Source organism: Trichocoleus sp. ST-U2, assembly GCF_039961875.1.
Taxonomy (GTDB): domain Bacteria; phylum Cyanobacteriota; class Cyanobacteriia; order Cyanobacteriales; family FACHB-T130; genus FACHB-T130.
Genome location: NZ_JAMPJY010000001.1, coordinates 1 through 25563 on the forward strand (window position 1 = coordinate 1; position 25563 = coordinate 25563).

At 46.5% G+C, this 25563-nt stretch carries 20 protein-coding genes and 1 pseudogene; 12 read left to right on the forward strand and 9 right to left on the reverse strand.

The features are described from left to right. The first annotated feature begins 181 nt into the window (after positions 1 to 181). The 3 genes from NC996_RS00005 to NC996_RS00015 all read left to right on the forward strand — a co-directional run bounded on the left by NC996_RS00005 (position 182) and on the right by NC996_RS00015 (position 2910). Complete coding sequence (locus tag NC996_RS00005) at positions 182 to 814, forward strand: NADH-quinone oxidoreductase subunit J (RefSeq protein ID WP_190413503.1); 633 nt, start codon at positions 182 to 184, stop codon at positions 812 to 814. 15 nt (positions 815 to 829) lie between these two features. Then, positions 830 to 1141 carry an NADH-quinone oxidoreductase subunit NuoK gene (gene nuoK, locus NC996_RS00010; protein WP_190413505.1) on the forward strand — a complete coding sequence of 104 codons (312 nt, stop codon included), beginning with the start codon at positions 830 to 832 and terminating at the stop codon, positions 1139 to 1141. A gap of 449 nt (positions 1142 to 1590) precedes the next feature. Then, entirely contained in the window at positions 1591 to 2910 is a 1320-nt protein-coding gene (locus tag NC996_RS00015; RefSeq protein WP_190413508.1) for a 3-isopropylmalate dehydratase large subunit, read from the forward strand. A gap of 183 nt (positions 2911 to 3093) precedes the next feature. Here the strand turns inward: NC996_RS00015 and NC996_RS00020 are convergent, their stop codons facing one another. Further along, positions 3094 to 3351, reverse strand: a complete 258-nt coding sequence (locus tag NC996_RS00020; protein WP_190435729.1) for a hypothetical protein — start codon at positions 3349 to 3351, stop codon at positions 3094 to 3096. Between the two features lie 149 nt (positions 3352 to 3500). Here NC996_RS00020 and NC996_RS00025 point away from each other — a divergent pair, with 149 nt between their 5' ends. Together NC996_RS00025 and NC996_RS00030 are read left to right on the forward strand one after the other, a co-directional pair. Further along, positions 3501 to 6512: a HEAT repeat domain-containing protein gene (locus NC996_RS00025; RefSeq protein WP_190683061.1), complete on the forward strand. Its 3012-nt coding sequence runs from the start codon at positions 3501 to 3503 to the stop codon at positions 6510 to 6512. 399 nt (positions 6513 to 6911) lie between these two features. After that, positions 6912 to 7481: a hypothetical protein gene (locus tag NC996_RS00030; protein WP_190683065.1), complete on the forward strand. Its 570-nt coding sequence runs from the start codon at positions 6912 to 6914 to the stop codon at positions 7479 to 7481. A 207-nt stretch (positions 7482 to 7688) separates the two neighbouring features. On the opposite strand, the gene NC996_RS00035 is transcribed toward NC996_RS00030, so the two are convergent. From NC996_RS00035 to NC996_RS00050, 4 genes are all read right to left on the reverse strand, one after another. Next, positions 7689 to 7868 (reverse strand): PCP reductase family protein, encoded by a 180-nt coding sequence (locus NC996_RS00035; protein WP_190413517.1) that lies wholly within the window; start codon positions 7866 to 7868, stop codon positions 7689 to 7691. A 122-nt stretch (positions 7869 to 7990) separates the two neighbouring features. Continuing rightward, positions 7991 to 8431 (reverse strand): cyanase, encoded by a 441-nt coding sequence (gene cynS, locus NC996_RS00040; RefSeq protein ID WP_190683069.1) that lies wholly within the window; start codon positions 8429 to 8431, stop codon positions 7991 to 7993. Positions 8432 to 8632: 201 nt separating this feature from the next. Beyond that, the gene (locus tag NC996_RS00045) at positions 8633 to 9817 is read right to left on the reverse strand and encodes an NAD(P)H-quinone oxidoreductase subunit H (protein WP_190683073.1); all 1185 of its coding nucleotides are present in this window, start codon (positions 9815 to 9817) and stop codon (positions 8633 to 8635) included. Between the two features lie 263 nt (positions 9818 to 10080). Then, entirely contained in the window at positions 10081 to 10818 is a 738-nt protein-coding gene (locus tag NC996_RS00050; protein WP_190683076.1) for a LuxR C-terminal-related transcriptional regulator, read from the reverse strand. 114 nt (positions 10819 to 10932) lie between these two features. Here NC996_RS00050 and NC996_RS00055 point away from each other — a divergent pair, with 114 nt between their 5' ends. The 5 genes and pseudogenes from NC996_RS00055 to NC996_RS00075 all read left to right on the forward strand — a co-directional run. Next, positions 10933 to 11595: a DJ-1/PfpI family protein gene (locus NC996_RS00055; protein ID WP_190683078.1), complete on the forward strand. Its 663-nt coding sequence runs from the start codon at positions 10933 to 10935 to the stop codon at positions 11593 to 11595. Between the two features lie 444 nt (positions 11596 to 12039). Further along, positions 12040 to 12936, forward strand: a complete 897-nt coding sequence (gene rsmH, locus NC996_RS00060) for a 16S rRNA (cytosine(1402)-N(4))-methyltransferase RsmH (protein ID WP_190532981.1) — start codon at positions 12040 to 12042, stop codon at positions 12934 to 12936. 148 nt (positions 12937 to 13084) lie between these two features. Continuing rightward, on the forward strand, positions 13085 to 13813 hold the full coding sequence (gene rph, locus NC996_RS00065; RefSeq protein ID WP_277878912.1) for a ribonuclease PH: 729 nt from the start codon (positions 13085 to 13087) through the stop codon (positions 13811 to 13813). Positions 13814 to 14060: 247 nt separating this feature from the next. After that, a complete protein-coding gene (gene bchB, locus NC996_RS00070; protein WP_190526583.1) occupies positions 14061 to 15587 on the forward strand; it encodes a ferredoxin:protochlorophyllide reductase (ATP-dependent) subunit B in 1527 nt (508 codons plus the stop codon). Between the two features lie 68 nt (positions 15588 to 15655). Further along, a pseudogene (locus NC996_RS00075) lies at positions 15656 to 15787 on the forward strand (DUF4351 domain-containing protein); the annotation flags it as partial. A gap of 233 nt (positions 15788 to 16020) precedes the next feature. Here the strand turns inward: NC996_RS00075 and NC996_RS00080 are convergent. Together NC996_RS00080 and NC996_RS00085 are read right to left on the reverse strand one after the other, a co-directional pair. Next, the gene (locus NC996_RS00080; RefSeq protein ID WP_199292090.1) at positions 16021 to 16569 is read right to left on the reverse strand and encodes a hypothetical protein; all 549 of its coding nucleotides are present in this window, start codon (positions 16567 to 16569) and stop codon (positions 16021 to 16023) included. Positions 16570 to 16891: 322 nt separating this feature from the next. Next, positions 16892 to 17839: a hypothetical protein gene (locus NC996_RS00085; protein WP_190428708.1), complete on the reverse strand. Its 948-nt coding sequence runs from the start codon at positions 17837 to 17839 to the stop codon at positions 16892 to 16894. Positions 17840 to 18709: 870 nt separating this feature from the next. Here NC996_RS00085 and NC996_RS00090 point away from each other — a divergent pair. Continuing rightward, complete coding sequence (locus NC996_RS00090; protein ID WP_190532977.1) at positions 18710 to 20032, forward strand: ATP-binding protein; 1323 nt, start codon at positions 18710 to 18712, stop codon at positions 20030 to 20032. A gap of 48 nt (positions 20033 to 20080) precedes the next feature. Here NC996_RS00090 and NC996_RS00095 read toward each other — a convergent pair whose 3' ends face one another. After that, complete coding sequence (locus tag NC996_RS00095) at positions 20081 to 20860, reverse strand: PRC-barrel domain-containing protein (protein ID WP_190428706.1); 780 nt, start codon at positions 20858 to 20860, stop codon at positions 20081 to 20083. Between the two features lie 307 nt (positions 20861 to 21167). Further along, positions 21168 to 23261, reverse strand: a complete 2094-nt coding sequence (locus NC996_RS00100; protein WP_190532972.1) for an AarF/ABC1/UbiB kinase family protein — start codon at positions 23259 to 23261, stop codon at positions 21168 to 21170. A gap of 279 nt (positions 23262 to 23540) precedes the next feature. On the opposite strand from NC996_RS00100, the gene recN reads away from it, so the two are divergent. Next, a complete protein-coding gene (gene recN / locus NC996_RS00105) occupies positions 23541 to 25415 on the forward strand; it encodes a DNA repair protein RecN (protein WP_190413543.1) in 1875 nt (624 codons plus the stop codon). Positions 25416 to 25563: the final 148 nt, after the last annotated feature.

The following is a 25563-nucleotide window of genomic DNA, read 5'->3' on the forward strand; positions in this document are numbered from 1 at the left end:
ACGACAATCATCAAGTTAGGAAAGTCTATGCTAGTCATCGGAGAGATGAGTTTCATGGGTGGTACTTTGATTCTCAATCTCTCCCGTTCCTTTGTCTAATTCACATTAGACGTCACTTGTAAAAAACTAATGATGAATGACGAATGACAAATAAACGATTGACTACTGACAAAGGACAAAAATGAATCTAGCTGAAGGCGTTCAGATTGTTTCGTTTGGCCTGCTGTCGCTGATGATGATTGGCTCAGCTTTAGGAGTGGTGCTGTTTACTAATATTGTCTACTCAGCCTTCTTACTGGGTGGAGTTTTTGTCAGCATCGCTGGGCTGTATCTTCTTCTCAATGCAGACTTTGTAGCGGCGGCGCAGGTTCTCATTTATGTTGGAGCGATTAACGTCCTGATTTTGTTTGCCATCATGCTGGTAAACAAGCGGGAAGATTTTGCACCCATTCGCAATCGCTGGATTCGCCAAGCATCAACGGCTTTGGTCTGTATCGGCTTGTTTGGGCTTCTGGGTACGATGGTGATCAGAACTCCCTGGACTTTAGCAGTCTTGACCACTCCCATTGAAAGTAGCATTGTGCAGATTGGTCTGCATTTCTTCAGTGACTTTTTGCTACCTTTTGAGTTGGCATCTGTGTTGTTGTTGATGGCAATGGTGGGCGCAATTGTTCTGGCACGTCGTGAGTATATTCCAGAAGAAATTTCACCTCAGCTAACTCAACCAACCTCTTTAACGTTGCCGGAACGTCCTCGCGAACTTTTGACGGTCGGCTCCGAAAGCGGTAAACTCCCCGCAGATACCAACACATAGAAACAAAGAAAACTCATGCACCTAGAACTTCAGTATTTTCTACTGCTAGCCGCTGCCCTCTTCTGCATCGGTATCTATGGCTTGATTACCAGCCGTAATGCTGTTCGCGTGCTGATGTCGATTGAATTGCTGCTGAATTCTGTCAACCTGAATTTAATGGCCTTTTCTAATTTTCTCGATCCTCAAGAAATTAAAGGTCAGGTTTTTTCCGTCTTTGTGATTACTGTTGCAGCCGCTGAAGCCGCTGTGGGTTTGGCGATTGTGCTATCAATCTATCGCAACCGCGAGACGGTGGACATGGAGCAGTTTAATCTGTTGAAGTGGTAATGGTTAATGGGTAATGGGTAATGAGTGTTTTGAGTTGAAGAAAGCTCTTGAATTCAAAATTTAGAGGCGATAATGGCGTCTCTAGAACTGAAAAGTTTTTACCTATACCAATTACCCATTATTCCTTACTCGCAACGTCAGAAAAATCAGTGATTAATATTTAGGGATATAAATGTAGATTGATGAATCTACGAGCGTTTTTAATATTTATATTTATCTTCAGATTTATCTCTAGTAACGTTGAACCCTTATTTTTAGTTTTGCCTGATAAATTTGAGTGGGTAAAATCGTGGAAAGGTTGAGACTAAAACATTTCACGTATCCACCCCACATCTATCCTTAGTATTAGTTGTCTGAAATACATTGTTATAGAATGACAGAGGGCTGGAGAAAATAGGCATTATCAAATAAAAGCGATCGCGTCTTTGCAAGGAAAGAGGAAAATAGCTATGGGGATGACTCTCACCGAAAAAATCTTGGCTCGTGCCTCTGGTCGGGCTATTGTCGAACCGGCGGAGAATATTTGGGTTAACGTTGATTTGTTAATGACCCATGACGTTTGTGGTCCCGGTACAATCGGGGTGTTCAAGCGCGAATTTGGCGCAGATGCCAAAGTCTGGGACAAAGAAAAAATTGTTTTGATTCCAGACCATTACATTTTTACTGCCGACGAACGCGCTAACCGCAACGTTGATATTCTGCGCGACTTTGCCAAAGAGCAAGACATTAAATATTTCTATGACATCACCGACCGAGCCGACTTTAAAGCCAATCCCGATTACAAAGGTGTTTGCCACATTGCCCTGGCACAAGAAGGTCACACCCGTCCTGGGGAAGTGCTGTTTGGTACCGATTCCCACACCTGCAACGCGGGCGCTTTTGGTCAGTTCGCCACCGGCATCGGCAACACGGACGCTGGCTTCATTATGGGAACCGGCAAGCTGCTGATCAAAGTCCCGGCGACGATGCGCTTTGTCTTTGAGGGCGAGATGCCAAATTACCTGTTGGCGAAAGACCTGATCTTGCAAATCATTGGAGATATTGGTGTTGCTGGAGCCACGTATCGGGCGCTGGAATTTGCCGGTACCACCATTAACGGTCTGTCGATGGAAGACCGGATGACGCTGTGTAATATGGCAATTGAGGCGGGTGGCAAAAATGGCACAGTCGCCCCGGATGAGACGACGTTTGAGTACGTCCGCGCCCGGACTGATAAGCCTTTTGAGCCAGTTTATACAGATGCTGATGCTCGTTTCTACTCGGATCGGCATTATGATGTCTCCAAGTTAGAGCCGGTCGTCGCGAAGCCCCATTCTCCAGATAATCGTGCCTTGGCGCGGGAATGCCGGGATGTCAAGATTGACCGAGTTTATATCGGCTCCTGCACTGGCGGCAAAACCTCAGATTTTATGTACGCTGCCCGCATTCTTAAGGGACAGCAGGTGAAGGTTCCTACTTATTTAGTACCGGCAACGCAGAAAGTCTACGAAGACTTGTTCACCCAGAAGTACGAAGGGCAAACTTTGTCTGAGATTTTCTTGGCGGCTGGTTGCATTGAGCCTGCGGCACCTTCCTGCGCGGCTTGTTTGGGTGGTCCCAAGGATACTTTCGGTCGTGTGAATGAGCCGGAAATTTGCGTTTCTACGACTAACCGCAATTTCCCCGGTCGCATGGGCAATAAAGAGGCGGGGATTTATCTAGCTTCACCTTATACGGCTGCGGCTTCGGCGTTGACTGGATATGTAACCGACCCCCGCGATTTTATGTAGAGCAGTAGGAGAGGGGAATTCGGAACCTCACCCCCAACCCCTCTCCGTGGACGGAGAGGGGCAATATTGAATGACTCGACATTCGTGGAGAGGGGCAATATTGAATGGCTCGACCTTTGTAGGAGGGGCAGGGGTGGGGCTATGTACTCCATCCCATAGAGAATTGCTAGAGTGCTAGAGGCTTCAACCCAGGCTGTTAATCAGGTCAATATAATTGATCCAACCTTGAAAGATGTCTTGAATAGTCCCGCTATTTTCCTCAACAAACTGGCTACCTTCTTCTGAAAAAGGCGATGATGCGATCGCATCATCCAATTCGCCTAAAAGATCCGTCAAGACACTTCCTCCGACGCAAGTAGCGGCTGCTTCATCGGCAAGTTCTTCCCATAACGGGGACTCAGCAGAGATATTCGCTTGCGTGTTAATGGTGCTTTCGTTCATAAAAAACCTCTGGGCATCAAAATTATCTGATATCAACTCCATACTAATTGGTTGTCGCGATCGCTCTTTCGAGACTCGCACGCTGAAAGCGATCGCTCCAACTCTCTCGCTATACTCGTAGTCTACGGAATTCAGCAGATGCGAGTATTATGGTGGATTGGTTATTGGTCTGGGGAGTTTCTCAAGCTGTCGGGGGTCTGGTGTACCCCATTGTGCAAGATTTGGCAAAGGAGGGAGCAAAAGACTTTGCTAAAGATTTCTTCAAAGATTCGCTGAAACACGTTGTACTACGGGAGAAAGACCCTCGTCAGGTTGCGGCTGGTAAGGCTATCAATGAATTTCTGCAACTGGTACAACAGGAATTAAAAGATACAGATGTTTCTGATGAGCAATTGCAGCAATATACCAAACCATTAAAGGAATTTCTTCAGAATAAATCGGTTAAAGAGATTTTGGGAAGCGCTTTTAAAGATGACTGTCAAGCTTTAGATACAAAAACCTTAGCTCAAACTTGGAATCAGCTTGATTTATCGCCTTTGCTACCCAAAGAATTTGATTGGGATTTGGTTGGCAAGCTGTACCGGAAGAAAGTTAAAGCGATTATTCGAGAATTGCCTGAATTACGGGTTATCTATGATTCAAAAAATATAGAAGCTATTCAAGAAAACACTAAAGAACTAGCTGGAATTCCTACTGAATTTGACTTAAGGCGATATCAGGAAGGGCTGCGAGAGCAATATAGCAATCTTAATTTAGATAGTTTAGATACGAGTGTTTACGACTATCGAGAAAAACTCAAGGTATGGCAAATTTTCGTAGCACAAGATGTGCGAGAATGCCAGGAATATTTACCCCAAGTTTACGAGATTCCTAAAGAGCATCAAAAACGGCTGAGGGAAAGTAACCAACTCGAAGCAGACGTTAACCCGGAGGAGTGGCAACGATACAAAGAAGTTTATTATCAACAGCCCGTTCGCTCAGTTTTAGATATTGTTAATGATTATCAAACCTATCCTTATGTTGTAATTTTGGGCGATCCGGGTTCGGGAAAGTCCACATTGTTGCAATACATCGCTTTGAATTGGGCAAGAACGCCTCTCAATACTGTCATTGAACAGTCGATTCCGTTGTTGATTGAATTGCGGACTTACATTCGCAATCGCGACTCTGGAGAGTGCAAAGATTTTCTGGAATTCTTCCACAAAGGCCGTGGAATTGTCTGTCGCCTCAATCAGCATGAACTCCACGAACTGCTAAAAGGTGGCAAGGTTTTGGTGATGTTTGATGGGTTGGATGAGGTGTTCGATCCAGGGAAACGTGAAGAGATTATTACTGATATTCATCGCTTTACAAATGATTATCCGAAGGTGCGGGTAATTGTCACCTCTCGCATTATTGGTTATAAACCACAACGGTTGCGAGATGCCCAGTTTCGTCACTTTATGCTGCAAGATTTAGAGACAGAACAAATTGAGGATTTTATCTACAGATGGCATGAATTAACGTTCACGGATGAGACGGATAAAATTAGAAATCGGGAGCGGCTGCAAAGGGCAATTGAGACTTCATCAGCAATTGGAGAACTGGCAAGAAATCCTCTGTTACTGACGATGATGGCAATTTTAAACCTCAATCAAGAATTGCCAAGAGATAGACCAGAACTCTATAACCAAGCCTCGCGGTTACTGCTGCATCAATGGGATGTGAAGCAGAAATTGCTGGAAAATTCGAGGATAGATTCGGTAACGATTGACTATAAAGATAAGCAGGCGATATTGCGTCAGGTTGCCTACCAGATGCAAGCTAGTGAAAAAGGTTTGGCTGGCAACTTGATTAGTGCAGATAATTTAGAAAAAGTATTGACTGGTTATGTGAAAACTATAGAAGTTGAGCAAGCGAGAACTGTTGCTAGGGTACTAATTGAGCAACTGCGACATCGTAACTTTATTTTGTGTTTTTTGGGCGCAGATTACTATGCTTTTGTGCATCGGACGTTTTTGGAGTATTTCTGTGCTAGTGAGTTTGTCTGGCAATTTGAGAAGGAACGCAATCTTTCACTGGAACAGTTGAAAACTGAGGTTTTTGGCAAGCATTGGCAGGATGAATCTTGGCATGAAGTTCTGCGGCTGATTGCGGGAATGATTAATACAAAATTTGCAGGCGAAATTTTAGATTATCTGATGGCGCAGAAGGGCGAGGATGAGAAGTTTATCAATCTATTTTTAGCAGCTGAGTGCCTTTCAGAAGTAAGGAACCGCTCGTCAATTGCAGCAATAACTGACCAACTCCTCAATCAGGTGAAGGGCTTAACTCAGTATGACCTACCTTACTCTTACAAATTCTATGAATATGAGGCAAACTTGGTTAGGGAAATTCGCACTCAAGCCGTTTCATCTGTCGCCACAACTTGGAAAGATGACCCGGATACCTTACCTTGGCTCAAACAACGGGCGCAAGCGGATGACGATTCGGATGTGCGAGAAGCGGCGGTGCAAGAATTAGCCCGTGGTTGGAAAGATGACCCGGATACCTTACCTTGGCTCAAACAACGGGCGCAAGCGGATGACGGTTTGGCTGTGCGATACGCGGCGGTGCGAGAATTAGCCTGTGGATGGAAAGATGACCCGGATACCTTACCTTGGCTCAAACAACGGGCGCAAGCGGATGACGATTGGAGAGTGCGATACGCGGCGGTGCAAGAATTAGCCCGTGGTTGGAAAGATGACCCAGATACCTTACCTATTCTCAAACAACGGGCGCAAGCGGATGACGATTGGAGAGTGCGATACGTGGCGGTGCAAGAATTAGCCCGTGGCTGGAAAGATGACCTGGATACTTTACCTATTCTCAAACAACAGGCGCAAGCAGATGACAATTCGGATGTGCGACAAGCGGCGGTGCAAGAATTAGCCCGTGGTTGGAAAGATGAACCTGGGATGTTTGAATTTTTGTGCAACTGCGCCCTTAAGGACTCATTTAAGCGTGAGTACGACTTTCAAACTAATCCTCGGACAATAGCACTTGAGACAATCATCAAAAATTATCCTGACCATCCCCAGACTCTACCGCTGTTGCGCGATCGCTCTCTTAATGACCCAGACCAGAAGGTGCGCGAGTTCGCAACAGAGAAACTAAAGAATTGGAGTAAAAGTTGCGAGTAAACCGCTCGCGCTGAGAAGGCGATCGCTATCTGATTGACAAATCTTTCCGTGTAGATTGGGTTTCGAGAGTTTTGGAGAGTCTTGCAAGTTTTGCTTCTTGAATTTTGTCAGTCAACCAACGGCTGACCAGTAAGCTTTAGCTTACTTTAGCTTTAAGCCGGAAATAAATTTCCCGGCTTTTTACTTGCTGCGATCGCTTCACAGGCACTTCATAGAAGCTTTACGATCGGGCGAGAATAACCGATTTATTTAAAGGATTGATAAAGATAGCCCTGATTTTATAGCACTTGTCCTTGGAGACTCCTTAAAGTGTAGGGGAGGGTAGTCTATAAGTATATTTACGGGGTTGTGAGAGGTTTGTTCACCATGCGGGTACTCTACTCAATTTAGGAAGCACCCATGAATCCACGAACAAGATCAAAATCAGAAAAGTCATCAGCGGGGCAGAATCTAGTCAAAGGTTTTGTTGGCATCGTTGGATTTCTAGGAATCTGTTATTTGGTCAGTATTCCAGTCATGTCCCAACTCAATCAAAACTCTACTCTCAAGGAAACTGCTTCTGAGGAGACTGGCACGGCTGGGCGTTCTTCACCCAAAAAGACCAAGGCAAAACAGTCTACAACGACCGCCGATCCGACAACCATGTTCGGAGTCTATACAACCCAGCCGGATGCTACAACCCAACCAAATCAGTCTCCCGCCCCCTTGGGTAATACAACCTTGCCAGATGGGACGATAACGGCTCCCGGCACCACCAGGTTGCCGAGTAGCTATCCCACCACTCCCAGTACAAGCAATTCTGGCGGGTTAATCACGACTCCCGGCACCACCAGCTTGCCGAGTAGCTATCCCATCACTCCCAGTACAAGCAATTCTGGCGGGTTAATCACGACTCCTGGCACCACCAGCTTGCCGAACACAGGATTTTCAACTACACCCAATCCAACGATCAACTATAGCGGGTTTTAAACGTTCAACTGGGTGTGTGTCGTCTGATATAGCAATCCTATTTGAGTTGCGTTTCGGCTCTTCAGATCCCCGACTTCTCTCTCGAAGTCGGGGATCTCGCCTTCACGAATCATTTACGACTGCGATACTTGAGGCAAAACTGAGACAAAACGCGATCGCGCTCTCAACCGAAAATACGATCGCCCTTAAACTTCCGGGCGAATTCTGCTACTGCCCAAACTGTTGTTTAGCTTGCTGATAAACTTCCACTGTTATTATTTTTTGCCCTGCTTCTTGTGCAAATTTTTCGATCTTTTTCCGAGCGGCGGGACGGACAAAAAAGGGAATTTCTTTCAACTTGGCTTCAGCTTCGGGTGTCCACTCTACGGCATTGGGTTGGTTCGCCACAGTTCTCTCCAAAAAATCCTTAAAACAGGAGTTTAACAGGGAAGCGATCGCGCTTTCCAGCGTCTCATCAAGAAGGCGATCGCATCCTGAGAGCGATCGCCTTTCCCAACCCTACCAACGAGCTACCACTTTTTATAGGAGAGGAACTTACCCGACATAATAATTTTTACGCGATCGCCTTTGGGATCTTCTTCTTTTTCCACATCCAGAGTAAAGTCAATCGCGCTCATAATCCCGTCCCCAAACTTATCGTGAATGACGCTTTTTAGCGGCATTCCATACACTTGCATGATTTCATAAAAGCGATAAATCAGAGGGTCAGTAGGAACAACTGCTCCCAATCCTTTTAACGGGCATTCTGTTAGTTCTTTAGCATATATCGGGTCAACTCCTAAGGCAAAGACTAGCTTACTTGCCTCGTCTTCAGAAGCACTTGCTTGACGATAAATTACTGCTGCAATCCAGACTTCGTCGCGTCCAACAACCTTTTCTAAATCAGCAAAACTTAGCCCTTTTTCTTTTTTAGCAGCCAAAAGTATTTGAGTAATTTCAGGAATAGTCATTAACAAACCTCAACAAAAAAGTAGCAACGAAATGTAACAACTGTAATGAATATTTGCTCAGTTTGAGAAACAGTTAAACTATCTCCTTTAACCGACAATCGATTCAGTTACATTCGCTACCTATCCGCTGCTACTTTTTAAGTTTCAGACGTTTTATGCAGGCATTTCCTACCCTAATTTTGCCTTTTGCCTTTTGCTTTTTTAGCGGTCTACAGAACCCATGATGATATCGATGCTACCCAAAATCACCACAATATCAGCGAGTTTTACACCCTTGAGAAGACTAGGGAGGATTTGCAGGTTGTTGAAATCGGCTGCACGAATCTTCCAACGCCAAGGGAAGACATTATCATCGCCAATAATATAGATTCCTAGCTCACCTTTCCCACTCTCGACACGGACGTAATGTTCGCCCTTAGGAATTTTAAAAGTGGGAGCGATTTTCTTACCAATGTACTGGTAGTCAAAGCCATTCCATTCGGACTTTGGCCCTTCTGCCATACGCTTGGCTTCCAAGTTCTCGTAGGGACCACCGGGAAGTGCTTTGATAGCTTGGTAAATAATTTTGACAGATTCGCGCATCTCCCGAATCCGCACCAAGTAACGGGCAAAACAATCACCGCCAGTTTCCGAATGCACTTGCCAGTCGAAGTCGTCGTAACATTCGTAGTGGTCAACTTTCCGCAAGTCCCACTTGACACCAGAACCCCGCAGCATCGGGCCAGAAAGTCCCCAGTTGATCGCTTCTTCGCGGCTGATGGTGCCCACGCCTTCCACGCGACGGCGGAAGATGGGGTTGTCTGTAATCAAGCGCTCGTATTCGTCAACTTTTGGCAGGAAGTAGTCGCAAAAGTCTAAGCACTTGTCAACCCACCCGTAAGGCAAATCAACAGCAACTCCCCCAATACGGAAGTAGTTGTTATTGACCATCCGATAACCAGTGGCGGCTTCCCACAGGTCATAAATCATCTCCCGTTCGCGGAAGATATAAAAGAAGGGAGTCTGAGCGCCCGTATCAGCCAAAAATGGTCCCAACCACAGCAGGTGATTGGCGATACGGTTCAATTCCAGCATGATGACGCGGATGTAGCTGGCGCGTTTGGGAACTGAGATACCGGCTAGTTTTTCCGGCGCATTAACGGTGACAGCCTCGTTAAACATTCCCGCTGCATAGTCCCACCGGCTGACGTAGGGGACGTACATGATGTTGGTGCGGTTTTCGGCAATTTTTTCCATGCCACGATGCAGGTAGCCGATCACGGGTTCGCAATCCACGACATCTTCCCCATCCAGGGTAACGATGAGTCGCAGCACTCCGTGCATAGAGGGATGGTGCGGACCCATGTTCAGCACCATCGGTTCTGTTCTAGTTTCTATCTTTGCCATAGTTCAGCCATCTCTCCTTGAAGCCGATTTGGGCAGCCGCACCTGAAATTTCGTAAACACGCCAAAATCACTCCGACTGGCACTGTCTGTTTACTACTGAGTGTTGATTTTTGTTTCGCTTCCTTAATTATATGGAGCTTTGTCCGAAGGATACGTCGGAATTCGAGCTGCATTTAACCAAGGGGAATTTTGGCACAACTTGCACAACTTAGAGAATCCGGCGTTGCTGAAATACGTCATGATTTCGGCAACGCCATCAAAGGTTACTGGTAAGCGTTCAGCGCCAAGTTGGATGGAGATGGCTTTGCACTTGGAAAAGGGTGTTGTGTCGCAAAAAGCTGTGCAACCATTTCCGTACGAGACGAAACCTCAAGCTTACGGAACATTCGCTTCAAAGCCTGCTTGACAGAATTCTCGGTAATCCAAAGTTCAGTTCCGATTTCTGTGTTGGTTCGACCCAGCGCCACCAAGTTGGCAATTTCCAACTCACGAGACGTTAAGCGATGGGTCTTTAAGGGTTGGTGCTGAGGTTCCAAAACAGTGCTTGGCGCGAATCGCACGCTGGCGATCCAAACCGATAGGTGTAAACAAATGGCACTCAAATCAGCGATATCTTGGGCATCAAAGGCAGGCATTGATTTGTCACGGGTGCAACCCACTGAGCCGATTAATTGACCCCGATCGATAATTGGTCCTGCCATCACGTGCCAATGATCGGGACGAGGACAAATGATTGCCCAGGCTTTTGGGGATGTCACTAATCCTTCATGGACAGGCGTATGGCGCTCTGCTATGTAACGCGCCACAGGATTATGTTCAATAGATAAGACAACATTCAGCACTTTTTGAAACTTGCGGTCGCCTAAAAGCTGGTCGAAGAAAAAAATTCCCGAACGCTTAGCAGCAAAGTACTCACCAATTTTTGGCATGAGTTGCGATCGCAGGTCTTGTTCATCTTTTACCTGACTAATGGCTTCAAATAAAAGCTGTAAGGAAATCATCTTGGATTGGGTGTTGTGCCTTAAAGAGTACTCAATCGAGGACTAGGCGCGGTGGGTTGCCATTCCTAGTATAAGGATAGATTTCATTGCAAGCCCTATTAGTAGGATTGATGTATGACGGACTCACAAAAGCAGATTATTGGTTTGGTTATCTATCCCGGCATGACCGCACTGGATATTGTGGGACCCCAGCAAGTTTTTAGTGCGCTTCCCAATGTCCAGATTCATCGAATCTGGAAAACGCTAGACCCGATCGAAACCGATGACGGCATGGTGATTTTGCCGGATACCACCTTTGACCATTGCCCGCCCCTGGATGTGCTCTGTGTCGGTGGCGGCTTAAAACAGATGGCAATCATAGACGATCCAGAGATCCTTGGATTTCTGCGTCGGCAAGGAAGCACTGCAAAGTTTATTACCTCTGTGTGTGGCGGCTCTATGTTTTTGGCGAAGGCAGGACTGCTGCAAGGCTATCGAGCTGCGACTCACTGGATGATGCGGGAACACCTAGCCGCGTTGGGGGTTGAAGTCGGAACAGAGCGAGTCGTGATTGACCGAAATCGCATGACAGGGGGAGGTGTGACAGCAGGCATTGATTTTGGTCTCGTGGTTGCTAAAGCGCTTTGTGGTGAGGAAGCCGCCAAGATAGCTCAACTCTTGATGGAGTACGATCCAGCCCCGCCCTTCGATGCCGGTTCACCCGAAAAAGCGGGGCCTGATTTAGTGAACAAGGCGACGTCATACGCGATGGGGACATTGGGTTTACAAGTAGAATAGGCAGCTTGACATGACTAGCCAATTCGGAAATTGACGGCGGTACAGCTTGGTTTTTCTGCGACTTCGATCGTCTTCAAAAAGAGCTTGATTACTCAGGTATTCAATTGAGAAGGCGATCGCTATCAATGCAGACCAGCTCCTTTCAGGGTGCGAGTTAATTGGCGCTTTTCTCAAACAAGGGCAAATCCAGGCGGCAAACGTTTACCAAAAGCGTGCCCAAAATCACTACCGGCTACTATTGAAAGCAAGGCAAGAGCGCTCGACAATTAGCAACGGCGATAAATTTTGACTCTGAATAAACTGGTTTCTGAAATCTAGCTTCCCGGTCAAAGTTATGCGCTGATCCTGAACGAGCGGAATGAGAAGCATGGGTACAACCAGAAAATCGGAAAAATTATAGGCAAAATAGAGGGTGCGCCTATTTATCGTCGCTAAGTTTTTTTGATGGATGAAATTGACAAGAGTTTGACGAATCAGACGGAAGCACCGGCATTTTTTCATCTGTCGGTACTGAGTCGGGAGTTAATTGCCGGGTTGGAAAGCCGTCCGGGGGGACACTACCTGGATGCGACGGTGGGGGGTGGCGGACACAGTCGGTTAATTCTGGAAGCGGCACCGGATGTTCGGGTGACGGCGATTGACCAGGATGAACAAGCGATCGCTGCGGCTAAAACCCAATTGCACAATTTTAGGGAACGCATCCAATTTTGGCATGGCAATTTCACCAAATATCAACCGAATGGTCTAATATTTGACGGAATTATTGCGGATTTAGGCGTGAGTTCTGCTCAGTTCGATGTTCCAGAGCGAGGCTTTAGTTTTCGCCACCAAGCTGACTTAGATATGCGAATGAATCAGCAGGAATCGCTGACTGCCGCAGAAGTCATTAATCACTGGAAAGAAGCGGAACTGGCGGATATTTTCTTTAAATACGGGGAAGAGCGGCTGTCGCGGCGAATTGCTAGAGCGATTGTGGAAAAGCGTCCGTTTCAGACAACAACCGAGTTAGCAGAGGCGATCGCCTATAGCGTTCCCCGTCAGTACCGCTACGGCAGAATTCACCCTGCCACACGGGTATTTCAAGCGCTACGAATTGTCGTCAACGATGAGTTAAAGTCTCTAGAAACCTTCCTGAATCAAGCCCCCACCTGGCTCAAACCAAGCGGTAGGATTGGCATCATCAGTTTTCACAGTTTAGAAGATCGCTTGGTAAAGCATGGTTTCAGAGAATCGCCGATATTGCAGGTGTTAACCAAAAAACCGATTACACCGCAAGACGATGAACTGGAAAATAATCCTCGCTCTCGCTCCGCTAAACTGCGAATCGCAGAACGAAAATGATAGCAAACGACTCGCCGCCTTAGCCGAAAGCTATAGCAGTGAGTCGTTCCTAAATAAATCATCGTAGATTGTTAAAGTTCAACAGATTAATTAACTTAAATTGACTGGTAACTGCTGTATCCTAATCAAGAATTTTGAGGCAAGTGCGATGTCTTGGTTGCGTCCTGATGGTCGGCAATTTTACCAACTGCGTCCGGTTCGGTTTGAACGAATGTTCACCCGATTTGCAGCGGGTTCGGTTTTAACGAGCTGCGGCGACACTCATGTTCTGTGTAGTGCGACGATTCAAAAAGGTGTCCCCAAGTTTTTAGAAGGCACCGGCAAAGGGTGGCTAACGGCTGAATATCGGATGCTACCGGGTGCGACACCCCAACGCCAAGCACGGGAATTTATGAAGCTGTCTGGACGCACTCAAGAGATTCAGCGATTGATTGGGCGCAGCTTGCGGGCGTCGCTAGATTTAGAGGTACTCGGAGAACGCACGATAACGATAGATGCCGATGTTTTACAAGCGGATGCGGGAACCCGCACAACCTCGATTTTCGGCGGGTTTGTGGCACTTGCAGACGCGATAGAAAAGCTGATACAGCAGGGAGAGTTAGAGCGATCGCCAATTCGCCATCAAATTGCCGCAGTTTCGGTAGGACTGTTGCAGGGAGAGCCAGTTTTAGATTTGAATTACGTTGAGGATGTGGCGGCTGAGGTGGATTTCAACGTAGTGATGGATGACCAATTGAACATCATTGAAGTTCAAGGAACGGCTGAGGAAGGCACCTTTAACCGGACTCAGCTCAATCAAATCTTAGATTTAGCCGAAAAAGGGATTCAAGAACTGCTAGATGCACAGCGCAAAGCATTGAGTTCCTCGACCCATTAAATAAAGGAATATCCCTAAAAATTAAGAATCGTTTCAGATCGACCAGAGTGCGATCGCTCTTATACCAGCCTGGATTATATAGATGAAGGGCATTCCAGGCACTTTTGCCAGTTCACCAGAACCCTAACTGCTCATGAGATCGGGGTTGGTGGATGTTTGAGACAATCTGAGACAATTAGCCTTTGAAATCAACTGTTTCAGCTCATTCCAGATAGATTGATAGTCATCAGCACGAAGGGAGAACTCTATGAAATTGGCTTACTGGATGTATGCAGGCCCCGCGCACATTGGTACTCTGCGGGTCTCCAGTTCCTTTAAGAACGTCCATGCGATCATGCACGCGCCAATTGGCGATGACTACTTCAACGTCATGCGCTCGATGCTAGAACGCGATCGCAACTTCACCCCAGTTACCATCAGTTCCGTTGACCGGAACGTTTTGGCGCGTGGTTCCCAAGAAAAGGTGGTGGACAATATCACCCGCAAAGACGTTGAGGAACATCCAGACCTAATTGTTTTAACTCCTACCTGTACCAGCAGCATTCTCCAAGAAGACCTGGAAAACTTTGTGGAACGAGCTTCCATAGAAACCAAGTCAGACGTAATGCTGGCGGACGTGAACCACTACCGCGTCAATGAACTGCAAGCAGCCGACATTACCCTGCGGCAAATTGTCCAGCTTTACATCGAGAAAGCCCGGAAAAAAGGCGATTTACCCGAAGGCAAAACTGAAAAGCCCTCGGTTAACATTCTCGGAATTTCCAGCCTCGGATTTCACAATCACCACGACTGCACCGAGTTGAAGCGGTTGATGGCTGACTTGGGGATTCAAGTCAATGAAGTAATTCCCGAAGGCGCATCAGTTCACAACCTCAAGAATTTGCCAAAGGCTTGGTTTAACCTGGTTCCTTACCGCGAAATCGGGCCAATGGCAGCTCAGTATCTGGAGAAAGAATTTGGGATGCCTTTTGTAGACATTACGCCGATGGGTGTGGTGGAAACTGCACGTTGCATCCGCAAAATTCAGGAAATCATTAATGCTCAAGGCGCAGATGTTAACTACGAAGACTACATCAACGAGCAAACCTTGCACGTTTCTCAAGCCGCTTGGTTCTCCCGTTCTATTGACTGCCAAAACTTGACAGGGAAGAAAGCTGTGGTGTTTGGCGACAGCACTCACGCCGCCGCCATCACAAAAATTCTGTCAAGAGAAATGGGGATTCACGTTGTTTGGGCGGGAACATACTGCAAGTACGACGCTGAGTGGTTCAAAGAGCAGGTAGGCGAATACTGCGATGAAGTGATCGTCACCGAAGACCACGGTCAAATTGGGGATGCGATCGCTCGTGTGGAACCTTCTGCCATTTTTGGCACCCAAATGGAACGTCACGTCGGTAAGCGTCTAAATATTCCCTGCGGCGTCATTGCAGCACCGATTCACGTTCAAAATTTCCCCATTGGTTACAAGCCGTTCTGCGGTTATGAAGGCACGAATCAAATTACAGATTTGATCTACAATTCCTTCACTTTGGGAATGGAAGATCACTTGTTAGAAATCTTTGGTGGTCACGATACTAAGGAAGTGATTACCAAGGGGATTTCTGCTGATTCTGACCTCGGTTGGAACAAGGAAGCGCAAGCAGAACTCAACAAAGTTCCCGGTTTTGTGCGCGGCAAAGTGAAGCGCAACACTGAGAAATTTGCACGCGATCGCGGTTTCAACGTCATCACTTTAGAAGTGATGTATGCAGCTAAAGAAGCAGTCGGCGCGTAATTCAGCAGTTAGCCATTAACATTTAGCCGTCAGCCCTAAAAGCTGGCTGCTAGTCTCAAAAATCGGGAGCGATCGCTCCCGATTTTAAATCAACAATAAACAGCTTATCTGCAACCGCTCTCGATGAATTGAGCGAGGCTTTATTAGACTTTTCGGATAAAACAGAGCTAGCGACTTGGCTAGCACAGCATCAAGCATAAACGTTTTGGAGTTTGAGAGCGATCGCGCTTCACTGGGATTAGTTTAGAAGTACTGTACACCGCTAAGGGAGTTGTCAGCGTGTAGATTAGCCCTTAACTGTCAGCGCCTAGTAAAAGAAGTGAGGAATGAAGGGAGGAGTATTCCTAATCTCATACTCCTCACTACTTTTTGTTGAAAAATGGCTGAAGTGCAATCGCAGTTCAGCCATTTTTCTCTAGGGTTCGCTTTGATGTTAGAAAGGAATATCAGGAAACTTGTAACCGTGACGAGCAATTTTCCGGACATCTGCCAGAGGTACAGGCAACCCGATAGTACAGTAGCCTTGATTTTGCACTGTTTTCTTTTCGAGTATCGCCAGATGTTCCAAAACTAACCACCTGAACTTTCCTGGTTCAACGACCAAAATCTCTTGTCTGGGAATTAAAAAAATCCAGAGGTCAGCTTGGGAAGTCAAACCCCAACCGATAATATTGCGATGCTCAACGGATACAATCTCGAAAAATAGGTTTCCAGTTTGCTTGGCTTTTAGATCAGTCTTGTATTCAGCCTTAGCAATAGAACTGTCCGGTCGAGTTAATAAACGGTCAATTCCAGCCTTCTGGTATTCTGGCACCTCTGAAACATCATTAATGCCATAACCAAGAAACTGTAGCCAATGATCTATAGCTAACTCTCCTGCCTTGCCCACTTTGTTTTGAGTGTTGAAGTCGTATCCTGTTGTTTGGGCGAATGGGCGTGAAGGCTGGATAAGTCCAGCCCCATTGTACTGAGTCTGATTCATAATGATTTGCCAACGATTTTACAAAATTGGCTTCCCTTGGTTCGTCAGAACTAGGGGATTTCTCTTAAGGCAAAGCACCCGGTCTGAAATTCCCGTTTGAGTTCTTGAACTATAGGAAAAACCTCGTAATTAAGGCTAAACAAAAATATACGCCAGCAATTAGGGCAGCAGAGAACGCTTATCTGTGTATGGATTGAAGTAAACTGCCGTAGTCTTCGCCCCAGAGAGCATTTCTAATTTTGTAGCAGTGTTTCTACAATTTTTATATGTTAGCCGTTTTGCAAAAGCGATTAACAAAAAAATGTTAGCCACTTCTACTTTGTTAGCCTTTTTGTCTCTGCTCTATTAACTGTTTACGTTTCTTTACAGATAAATTTGTCTTAGTATCATCAACATAACGATCGCCCTTCATAAGCCATGTGGCTACTTTCCGCCCTAGCTCAGTCAGTTTTACATATGTAGTGCGTTTGGGCGGAGGAGTCTCAATAGATGTCCGAGGTGTATTTTTGTGATTATTCCGGATAATTAAGCCGCGATTTTCTAACCTCTTGAGAGAGCGGGAAAAGTCAGCCCGGTCGGATGCTGTCCATTCTTTAGGCTTCTCGCCGCTTTTCTCATAAAACTTTGACGGACACCACCAGAGTCCCCATCTGTATATATCCGAATTATCGAAGTCGTCGTCTTCTAGCTCTTGTTCTAGTTGCATCCAAAACTCCCAAATCATTAAAATGCTTTTTTGTTGGGAACTGAGTTTTTGAGCAGCTTTTCTAAGTTCTGAAATTTCCAAATCTTTGTTTATTTCTTGGATACTCAGTGCAGATTCATCCCTCCTGTGAAAATGCCCTAGTGTGAATTCGGAGTATCGTTTATAAAGCAGTTTTGCTACCCCGCGGCCTAGGGCAGTGAACTTTACCGTTGTGGTACGTTTAGGCGCAGGTGTCTCAACAGACATCCGAGGTTCATGTTTATGGTTGTCCCGAATAATTAAGCCACGTTGTTCTAGCCTAGCGATTGACTTGGATAATGAAGCTCGCCTAGATGGTGTCCATTCTCCTCCAGGTGGCCAACAGAGTTTATTCTTACCTGGTGTCCAGGCAAATCCCCAAGGAAATTCAAGAATTCTTTGAGTAGATTCTTCCTGTGAATTCTCTGCTATCTGCATTAAATTTTCATAAGTCAGCAAAATAAAATTTTGCTGGGGACTAAGTTTTTGAGCAGCTATTTTTACTTCTGGACTTTCTGGATCAATCTTCCACTCATGTGTTTCCAAGGCAGATTTACCTCCATTTTGTCAGCGATGACAGAATTTATTTTCTCCAAGCTCGATATCATCATTGAAAACGTGAGCGCATTACATTGTCACTTTCACTAGCCGCACTCATAGGCTTTTGTATTCGTTTGGAATAAGCGTAGGAGAGGCGCAATCGATACTATGCTCTTAACTCACTAACCTCAAATTTAACATCATTATAAACATCTGATAATAGAATTTTAAATTGGAAAGAAGTTAAACATAGCATCATCTTTTTATTTTTATATTTAAAAAACTATCTTTTAGAAGCTTGGATAAATTTTCAAAATAGTTCCATATTAAAGAAAGAATCATAATTTTAAACATGAATATTTGAAACAAACATAATATCTAGATTTTTATTTTAAACTTCAGGATTTTTATAAATGATTAAATATTAATTAATTTAAAATTGGTAATTGTATTATTATAAGGTTATGAGCAAGCCCAAAATTAGAATTAAAATAGAGAATAAGGATTAAGGCGATTCCTGGGGATTAGTAAGCGCAAATTATTAATCAAAACTTCACGATTCTGTTTTTTGAAAGAAATGCTTAAGAATTCTCAAATTAAGTGCTAAGCAATTATGATTAGTAGAGAGACTTAGCAATGACAGGATATTACGATAGTAATATTCAATTTTATAGTTTGCCGCTTCCTGTAGTTACAAATATTATTCTGGTGGTAAGTAATAGCGCTGTTCCTAAGCTTGCATCTTTTGTGAGAGGATTTGCTTTTATACTAAATTCATAAATCTGTGAGTATGAAGGAAGCGATCGCTCGTGAATTTAGGAAAACTCCTGCAAGCGCATCAACCCTTAAGCTTAATTCTCACAGAACAAGTACGTGATGGAAGAGGAAATTTTTAACCAACAGATTGAGGCGGCACAACAGCGCCTGCACGAGCTGTGGCAGCGTACTAGGGAATCCTCATCCCTTCCGCATCCGCAGGAAACACTGACAATGGAGGCTTTGCAGGAACTCTCCACGGTTTTGGAAGAGTTGCAGGTGGCTACAGAGGAGTTACAGCAACGCAACGAACAACTTGCGATCGCCTGCGAGACTGTAAAAGCAGAACGCCAGCGCTACCAAGAGCTATTTGAGTTTGCCCCAGACGGGTACATCGTGACGAATACCTCTGGAATCGTTCAGGAGGCTAACCGCACGGCGGCGTCTTTGCTGAACCGATCCCAGAATTCTCTAATCGGCAAACCGATGGCGATTTTTGTGGCTAAGGAAGATCGCAAAACTTTTAGGGATATATTGACTGAATTGAATCACTTCCCGCAGTTGCACGACTGGGAAGTGCGCTTACAACCCTCAAAAGGTCAGCCGTTCCCAGCTGCACTGAACGTGGCTGCTATACGCGATCGCTGCGGCAATTTAATCGGTTTGCGCTGGCTAGTGCGTGACATCACCGAACGCCACAAACAGGCGGAACAAACCCGAAAAGCACTAGAACAAGAAAAAGAACTTAGCAATCTCAAATCTCGCTTCATCAGGGCTGCATCTCATGAATTCCGCACGCCGCTGACAATTATCTCTATGTCTGCTGAATTACTGGAACGCTACAAACACAAATTATCTGACGTACAAAAAGACTCGCATTTCCAGAAAATAAGAGCTGCTAGCAAACAAATGGCTCGGTTGTTAAACGACATCCTCCTTCTGGATAAAACAGAGGCTGGCAAGTTAGAGCTTAATCCCATACCAGTAGACTTAGTAGAGTTTAGCCGCGAGTTGGTGGAAGAATTGCAACTTAGCATAGGCTCCCAACACGCGATTACTTTTATTCATCAAGGGCAGTGTGCTAACGCCTACCTGGATAAAAAGCTGCTGCGACAAATTATTGACCATTTGCTTTCAAATGCAATTAAATATTCTCCTAGAGGTGGCAAAGTTCATTTTGAACTTATCTGTCAGGATCGTGAGGCAATCTTCCAAATTCAGGACGAGGGAATAGGAATCCCAAAAGAGGACCAACGACGCTTGTTTGAGCGATTCCATCGAGGAACGAATGTCGGCACAATCTCTGGTACAGGGCTGGGATTGACAATCGTTAAAGAGTGTGTTGATTTACACGATGGTGCGATCGCTGTCGAAAGTGAAGTTGGCAGCGGCACGACTTTTACTGTTAAGTTGCCGCTCAATCAACTGAATCAAAACCGATAAGTAAAGATTATTTGATGTGCTTCATCATCGATTTTTTATCCTATTAGCTTAATTAGTGTTTCCAGGTAGCTCTGGAGGCTCGTTTGGTAAAGACTGAGCCGTCGTATCAATTGTTTTTATCGTCTCATTTGTTTGAGAAGTTTCTTGTCGCTGCGTCGCCTCAGAAAACTTGTCTTTAGCAATCCCAGTCACCGTTTCAGTTGTGTCTTTGACTTGCTCAGCAATATTTTGAGCGCTGCGCTTTAGCGCTTCTAAATCATCCTGAGTTTTCTTATAGTCTTCTCTCAGTAACTCTGCGGCTTGACTCATTTTTTGATTAAGTCCCTGGGTGTACTGTTGCGGAGTTTGGACGATGGCATCCGCGACAAGCGCTCGTTTACTACCCGTGCTAGAAATAGCTTCTACCGGGAGCAAATAAACACCATTCAAAACACCACGCCAACCACTAGAAACAAATAAGTAATTAACAACAGCGCCGGTTTTAGGATTGAAGAGATAGTCTATAATTTTGCCAGCTTTGTTGCCAGCGTCAGTCCACACCTCATGTCCAATTAAAGAAATTTTCTGAATTGGCGTTTCGGGTTCAATAACTTCTGGAGTGTTGTTGACAATAATACTATCGGTGCCAATCGTAGTAATTTGCTCCCACCTAAACACCTGTTTCAGACTACCCAAAAATCCTGACTTGCAGCTAAACCCTACGACTTGGTGAGATTGAGAATTTAGCCACAATTGCTCTACCCGACCCACTTCTTCTGCTGTACTGCGATCGAGTACCAGCCGATTGAGTAAGTCACTTTGTCTAATTATCTGTGGTTGCGCGTTCATGACCAAAATCCTTAGAGATTCATTCAATTGGCAATATATGCTGCTTTAGATTAACAAGAGTCGGGAAGCGATCGCCTCAAACTTAGCTTTCTTGTAAACGTTTCCTAATCAAAGTGTGAGTTGAGGTTAAGCCAAGATAAACCAACTTAATAAAGCAAAAGTTGGGCGGAGCGTCAGCTCCACCCAACCTAAGATCATTCTTAACTAAGATCATTCTCAACTGAACGAGATTGTCACCAGAGCGATCGCTCTTTACGCTCTTCAGTGACCCAGCTAGTTTTCCCATGCCCCAACGGTCTCTACAGCCTTATCTCGCGGCAGCAGGCGGCAACGCTAAGCGTGGTGATGTTGGGGGATAAGTACGTGGCGTGTGACCGTTCTGGGAGGCTTTTGGGGGCGCATCCTGAAGTAAAACGTCCCGAATCAATCGCGCCGCCACTCGCTGCACCAAACCCCCGGCAATTTTTTGACCCATGCGCTGAGTTTCTGGCTTCATCAGCAATTGGGGAATCACGGGTAGCAGTTGCATCGCGTCAAATCCGCTCGTTTCCTGGAGAATATCCCAGATCCGTTTAATATGCTCCAGACTGGCGGGCGTTTCTGCCGACGGCGGTGCTTCATTCACTGTCATCCCCACCCGTTCGCGTAGCGAATACGTGACATTTTGGAAGGTGCGGCGTCCCAGCGAATCGATACCCTTCACAATTTCATCCGTTAGGTGTTCCCGGATAAATGCACCCCGCTCTGAGAACAGAAAATCTAGAGTCTGGTTCAGCACCTGAGTCAGGTCATAATCGTCACTGAAACGGGCATTTTTTAACAGATTTTCCAGACGATTCCAGCGGAAACTGCCGTCTTTGAACAGGAGGTCGCGCAGAGATGCCCGCAATTCCGGGGAAGGGTCTGTCAAGAGGCGCTTGGCAACGTAGGGATACGCTTTACTGAGAACTTTAAAATTGGGATCGACATTAATCGCAATCCCCTCTAACGTTACCAGAGACCGGATAATCAGCGCGTAGTAGGCTGGAACGCGGAAGGGATACTCATACATCAACGCCGACATATCATCGGTGATGCTCTTAAAGTTCATCTCCGCGACACTAGCTCCCAGCGCGTTGCTGAAGACCTTGGAAAGGGCTGGGATGATGGGAGCCAGGTCAGTGTCTGGGGTTAAAAACTCTAGATTCACGTAGTCGCGAGCTAAGCCCTCAAAGTCCCGGTTGACCATGTGAACCACGGCTTCAATTAAGCCATACCGCTGATAAGGTTTGACATCGCTCATCATGCCAAAATCCAGATAAGCAAGTTGACCGTCAGTCGTCGCTAACAAGTTACCTGGATGGGGGTCAGCGTGGAAAAAGCCATGTTCTAGCAATTGCCGCAACGAACACTGAACGCCAACCTCGATTAAATGAACGGCATCAATTCCCTGAGCGCGGAGTGCCTCTGGCTGGGTCAATTTGGTGCCGTTAATCCACTCCATTGTCAGGACGCGACGCTGGGTGTATTCCCAGTAAATCTTGGGAATGTAAATATCTTGTAAGTGACCGTATAGAGAGGCAAAGCGCTCGGCGTTGTGACCCTCTTGGGTATAGTCCATCTCTTCATAGATGCGGGTGCCAAATTCATCCATGATGGAGACGAGGTCGCTCCGCACCTGTTTGAGATTTCTCTGCGCCCACCCGGCAAGGGTACGCAGGATGTAAATATCTAGGGCAATGTTTTCTCTTAAGCCGGGACGCTGCACCTTCACAGCGACGGTTTCGCCAGTCTTGAGCTTGCCTTTGTAGACTTGTCCCAAGGAGGCAGCGGCTACCGGGGTGGGGGAGAGTTCGGCGTAAATTTGTTCGGGGCGATCGCCTAATTCTTCCTCAATAAACCGATAAGCTAATTCATTGGGAAAAGGTGGCAGTTGGTCTTGCAGGTGACTTAGTTCGTCTAAATAAGTCGTCGGAACTAAGTCTGGTCGGGTCGAGAGCGCTTGCCCCACCTTAATATAGGCGGGTCCCAGTCTCGTGATGATTGTCCGCAATCGAATTGCCCGTTTCCGCTCGTTCTTGGGAACGCTACCTGTTTGCTTGTCCCACCACAAACTCAGTCCAAAGCGGAGTATCGGCACCAGAATATTGAACAATCGCCCCCAAACTTGGAATGGACGCCTCCGGTAGTAATCGGTAATGGCGACGGGGTCGTAGCGCAGTTCTTCTGCTTGGATATAGGCGGTTTGGGCATCTACGGCTGCTGGATATTGCTCTGCTGTCGGCGTCAGCTCATACTCCACCACGACCGCCTCTCCTGGCGCGGCGGACGCTGTCTGGGCAGGTTTCATCACACCTGTTGTAGAAATGCGATCGCTTGCGTCTGTCCGATGTGACATAGGGGAGACTCTTTTAACATTCATAAGCTTGGGAACCGACTCAGAGCAACTCTGTTAAGTATTGTAACAATAAGTAGAGGAAGCGCCAGGACAAGGTATTCCGGCTCTAGCTGGGGACAATGCCAGTTAGGTCAATTTCCCGCTACCCTGAAAAAGTTTCGGGACTTAAAACTAAACACTAAACTAAGTTTGGTAGCCCAGTACCTTTTTTAAATAACTCGCACAGCATCAAATGCTTCGCACTTGCCATTGTTCATTGGGTTGCCACTGCCTGCCCTCTTCCCTCAAGGTGAATTTTGCTCCATGCTCCTGTCCCTACGGATTGAAAACTTTGCCTTGATTGACCATCTGGAGCTTGAATTTGGCTCTGGATTGAATGTTCTGACCGGCGAAACCGGCGCGGGAAAGTCGATTATCCTGGATGCGATTGACGCCGCCTTGGGCGGAAAAGTCAGCAAATGGTCGATTCGCACGGGTAGCGATCGCGCTTTGGTTGAAGCCACCTTCAAGGTTGACCGAGTTGTGACCGAGTGGCTCTCCGAACAAGAGATCGAGCTGCTGGATGATACAGCAGTGGTTTGTTGTCGGGAGATAGCCTGCCTGCAAGGAAGCCTCCGCAGCCGCTCTCGCGTCAATGGCGTTCTGGTCAACCGGCAATTAATGGATCGCCTGCGCGATCGCTTAGTAGAAATTACTGCCCAAGGTCAAACCGTGCAACTCGTGGCACCCGCGCTTCAGCGAGAGTTACTGGATGTCTATGGCGGCGAGGCGGTGCTACAGCAACGCTCAGTCGTTCAAGCTGCCTATCTCGACTGCCAACAAGCACGAGATCGCTTAGACAAACGCCGTCAGTCCGAGCAGCAACGCTTGCAACGGCTCGATTTGCTACAGTATCAAGCCCAAGAATTAACTGCCGCTAATTTGAGCGAACCGGATGAGCCAGAACAGCTCGAACAAGAACGCCAGCGCTTAAGTCATGTGGTGGAGTTACAACAGCTGAGTTATCAGGTTTATCAAGCTCTTTATCAAAATGATGCGGGGGAGTCAGCGGGTGCAGACTTATTAGGTCAAGCTGAAGCCACGCTGATTGATATGGTAACGTATGATGCCACGCTGCAACCCGTTCTGGATATGGTGAGTACGGCTCTGGCGCAAGTGGTGGAAGCCGGACAGCAAATTAATGCTTACGGTGCTTCTTTAGAAGCCGATCCCCAGCGACTGGCGGAAGTGGAAGAGCGCATCCGCACCCTGAAGCAGATTTGCCGTAAGTATGGCCCGACGTTAGGGGAAGCGATCGCCTACAGTCAGAGCATCCAAGCTGAACTCGCTCTCCTCACCGATAGCGGTCACTCCCTCGAAGAACTGGAAAAAATCTATTCTCAATGTCATGAAACTTTGACATCTACGGCTGACCAGTTGACCGCTTTGCGCGGCGTTGCTGCCAACAAACTAGAAAGCAGGCTCGTGGCAGAACTCAAGCCTTTAGCGATGGAAAAGGTGCAGTTTCAAGTCAAAATTACCCCTTGTCCCCCAACCGCAACAGGTGCCGACGCGATCGCCTTTTATTTTAGTCCCAACCCAGGCGAACCCCTGCAACCGCTGTCTGCTACTGCCTCTGGGGGGGAAATGAGCCGCTTCCTGCTGGCGCTGAAAGCTTGTTTCTCGCAACTGGAAGCTGCCGGAACCCTAATTTTTGACGAAATCGATGTCGGGGTGTCCGGACGGGTTGCCCAAGCGATCGCTGAGAAACTCCACCAACTTTCTCAGGGACATCAAGTTCTTTGCGTCACTCACCAACCCCTCGTCGCCGCAATGGCTGACCGCCATTTCCGCGTCGATAAACACGTCGTTGAAGGAAGCCAGAAGCCAGATCCCTCCAAGAAGGCTGGGAAAAAGGGCGAAGTCTCGACAACCAACGCCGAAGCAATTCATCCAACCCTCCCCTTAGAGAGAGCAATTCAAGGACTCCGGGAAGAAGACCCGACATCTTACATCCTTCAGGCTTCCGAACGCACGGTTGTCCGAGTCAGCGTGCTTGACAATCACCAGACTCGCCGCCAAGAATTAGCAACACTAGCTGGGGGACATTCTGCCAAAGATGCGATCGCTTTTGCAGAGTCCTTGCTAGCTCAAGCCGCAGTCAAACATAATGGACGCAAGACCAAGAACAACAAATAAATAACCTGCCCTCTATCCAACCCCAAAACAAAGAGTAAACTGTTGAGTAAGTAGTATGGCATTTGCTCACTAGGCACAAAAAGTTTGGCTGTTAAATTTGTAGGATAATTCCACCGCCTCGTACCTCGCTCAAATTCAGGCATCTGAA

What these genes read in the sequence shown, in the direction of transcription:
- NC996_RS00055 (WP_190683078.1), top strand. Translation starts at nt 10,933, where the DNA reads ATGACGGACTCACAAAAGCAGATTATTGGTTTGGTTATCTATCCCGGC.
- cynS (WP_190683069.1), bottom strand. Translation starts at nt 8,431, where the DNA reads ATGACTATTCCTGAAATTACTCAAATACTTTTGGCTGCTAAAAAAGAA.
- NC996_RS00080 (WP_199292090.1), bottom strand. Translation starts at nt 16,569, where the DNA reads ATGAATCAGACTCAGTACAATGGGGCTGGACTTATCCAGCCTTCACGC.
- NC996_RS00030 (WP_190683065.1), top strand. Translation starts at nt 6,912, where the DNA reads ATGAATCCACGAACAAGATCAAAATCAGAAAAGTCATCAGCGGGGCAG.
- nuoK (WP_190413505.1), top strand. Translation starts at nt 830, where the DNA reads ATGCACCTAGAACTTCAGTATTTTCTACTGCTAGCCGCTGCCCTCTTC.
- NC996_RS00090 (WP_190532977.1), top strand. Translation starts at nt 18,710, where the DNA reads ATGGAAGAGGAAATTTTTAACCAACAGATTGAGGCGGCACAACAGCGC.
- NC996_RS00020 (WP_190435729.1), bottom strand. Translation starts at nt 3,351, where the DNA reads ATGAACGAAAGCACCATTAACACGCAAGCGAATATCTCTGCTGAGTCC.
- recN (WP_190413543.1), top strand. Translation starts at nt 23,541, where the DNA reads ATGCTCCTGTCCCTACGGATTGAAAACTTTGCCTTGATTGACCATCTG.
- bchB (WP_190526583.1), top strand. Translation starts at nt 14,061, where the DNA reads ATGAAATTGGCTTACTGGATGTATGCAGGCCCCGCGCACATTGGTACT.
- NC996_RS00025 (WP_190683061.1), top strand. Translation starts at nt 3,501, where the DNA reads ATGGTGGATTGGTTATTGGTCTGGGGAGTTTCTCAAGCTGTCGGGGGT.
- NC996_RS00100 (WP_190532972.1), bottom strand. Translation starts at nt 23,261, where the DNA reads ATGAATGTTAAAAGAGTCTCCCCTATGTCACATCGGACAGACGCAAGC.
- NC996_RS00015 (WP_190413508.1), top strand. Translation starts at nt 1,591, where the DNA reads ATGGGGATGACTCTCACCGAAAAAATCTTGGCTCGTGCCTCTGGTCGG.
- rph (WP_277878912.1), top strand. Translation starts at nt 13,085, where the DNA reads ATGTCTTGGTTGCGTCCTGATGGTCGGCAATTTTACCAACTGCGTCCG.
- rsmH (WP_190532981.1), top strand. Translation starts at nt 12,040, where the DNA reads ATGGATGAAATTGACAAGAGTTTGACGAATCAGACGGAAGCACCGGCA.
- NC996_RS00045 (WP_190683073.1), bottom strand. Translation starts at nt 9,817, where the DNA reads ATGGCAAAGATAGAAACTAGAACAGAACCGATGGTGCTGAACATGGGT.
- NC996_RS00050 (WP_190683076.1), bottom strand. Translation starts at nt 10,818, where the DNA reads ATGATTTCCTTACAGCTTTTATTTGAAGCCATTAGTCAGGTAAAAGAT.
- NC996_RS00005 (WP_190413503.1), top strand. Translation starts at nt 182, where the DNA reads ATGAATCTAGCTGAAGGCGTTCAGATTGTTTCGTTTGGCCTGCTGTCG.
- NC996_RS00095 (WP_190428706.1), bottom strand. Translation starts at nt 20,860, where the DNA reads ATGAACGCGCAACCACAGATAATTAGACAAAGTGACTTACTCAATCGG.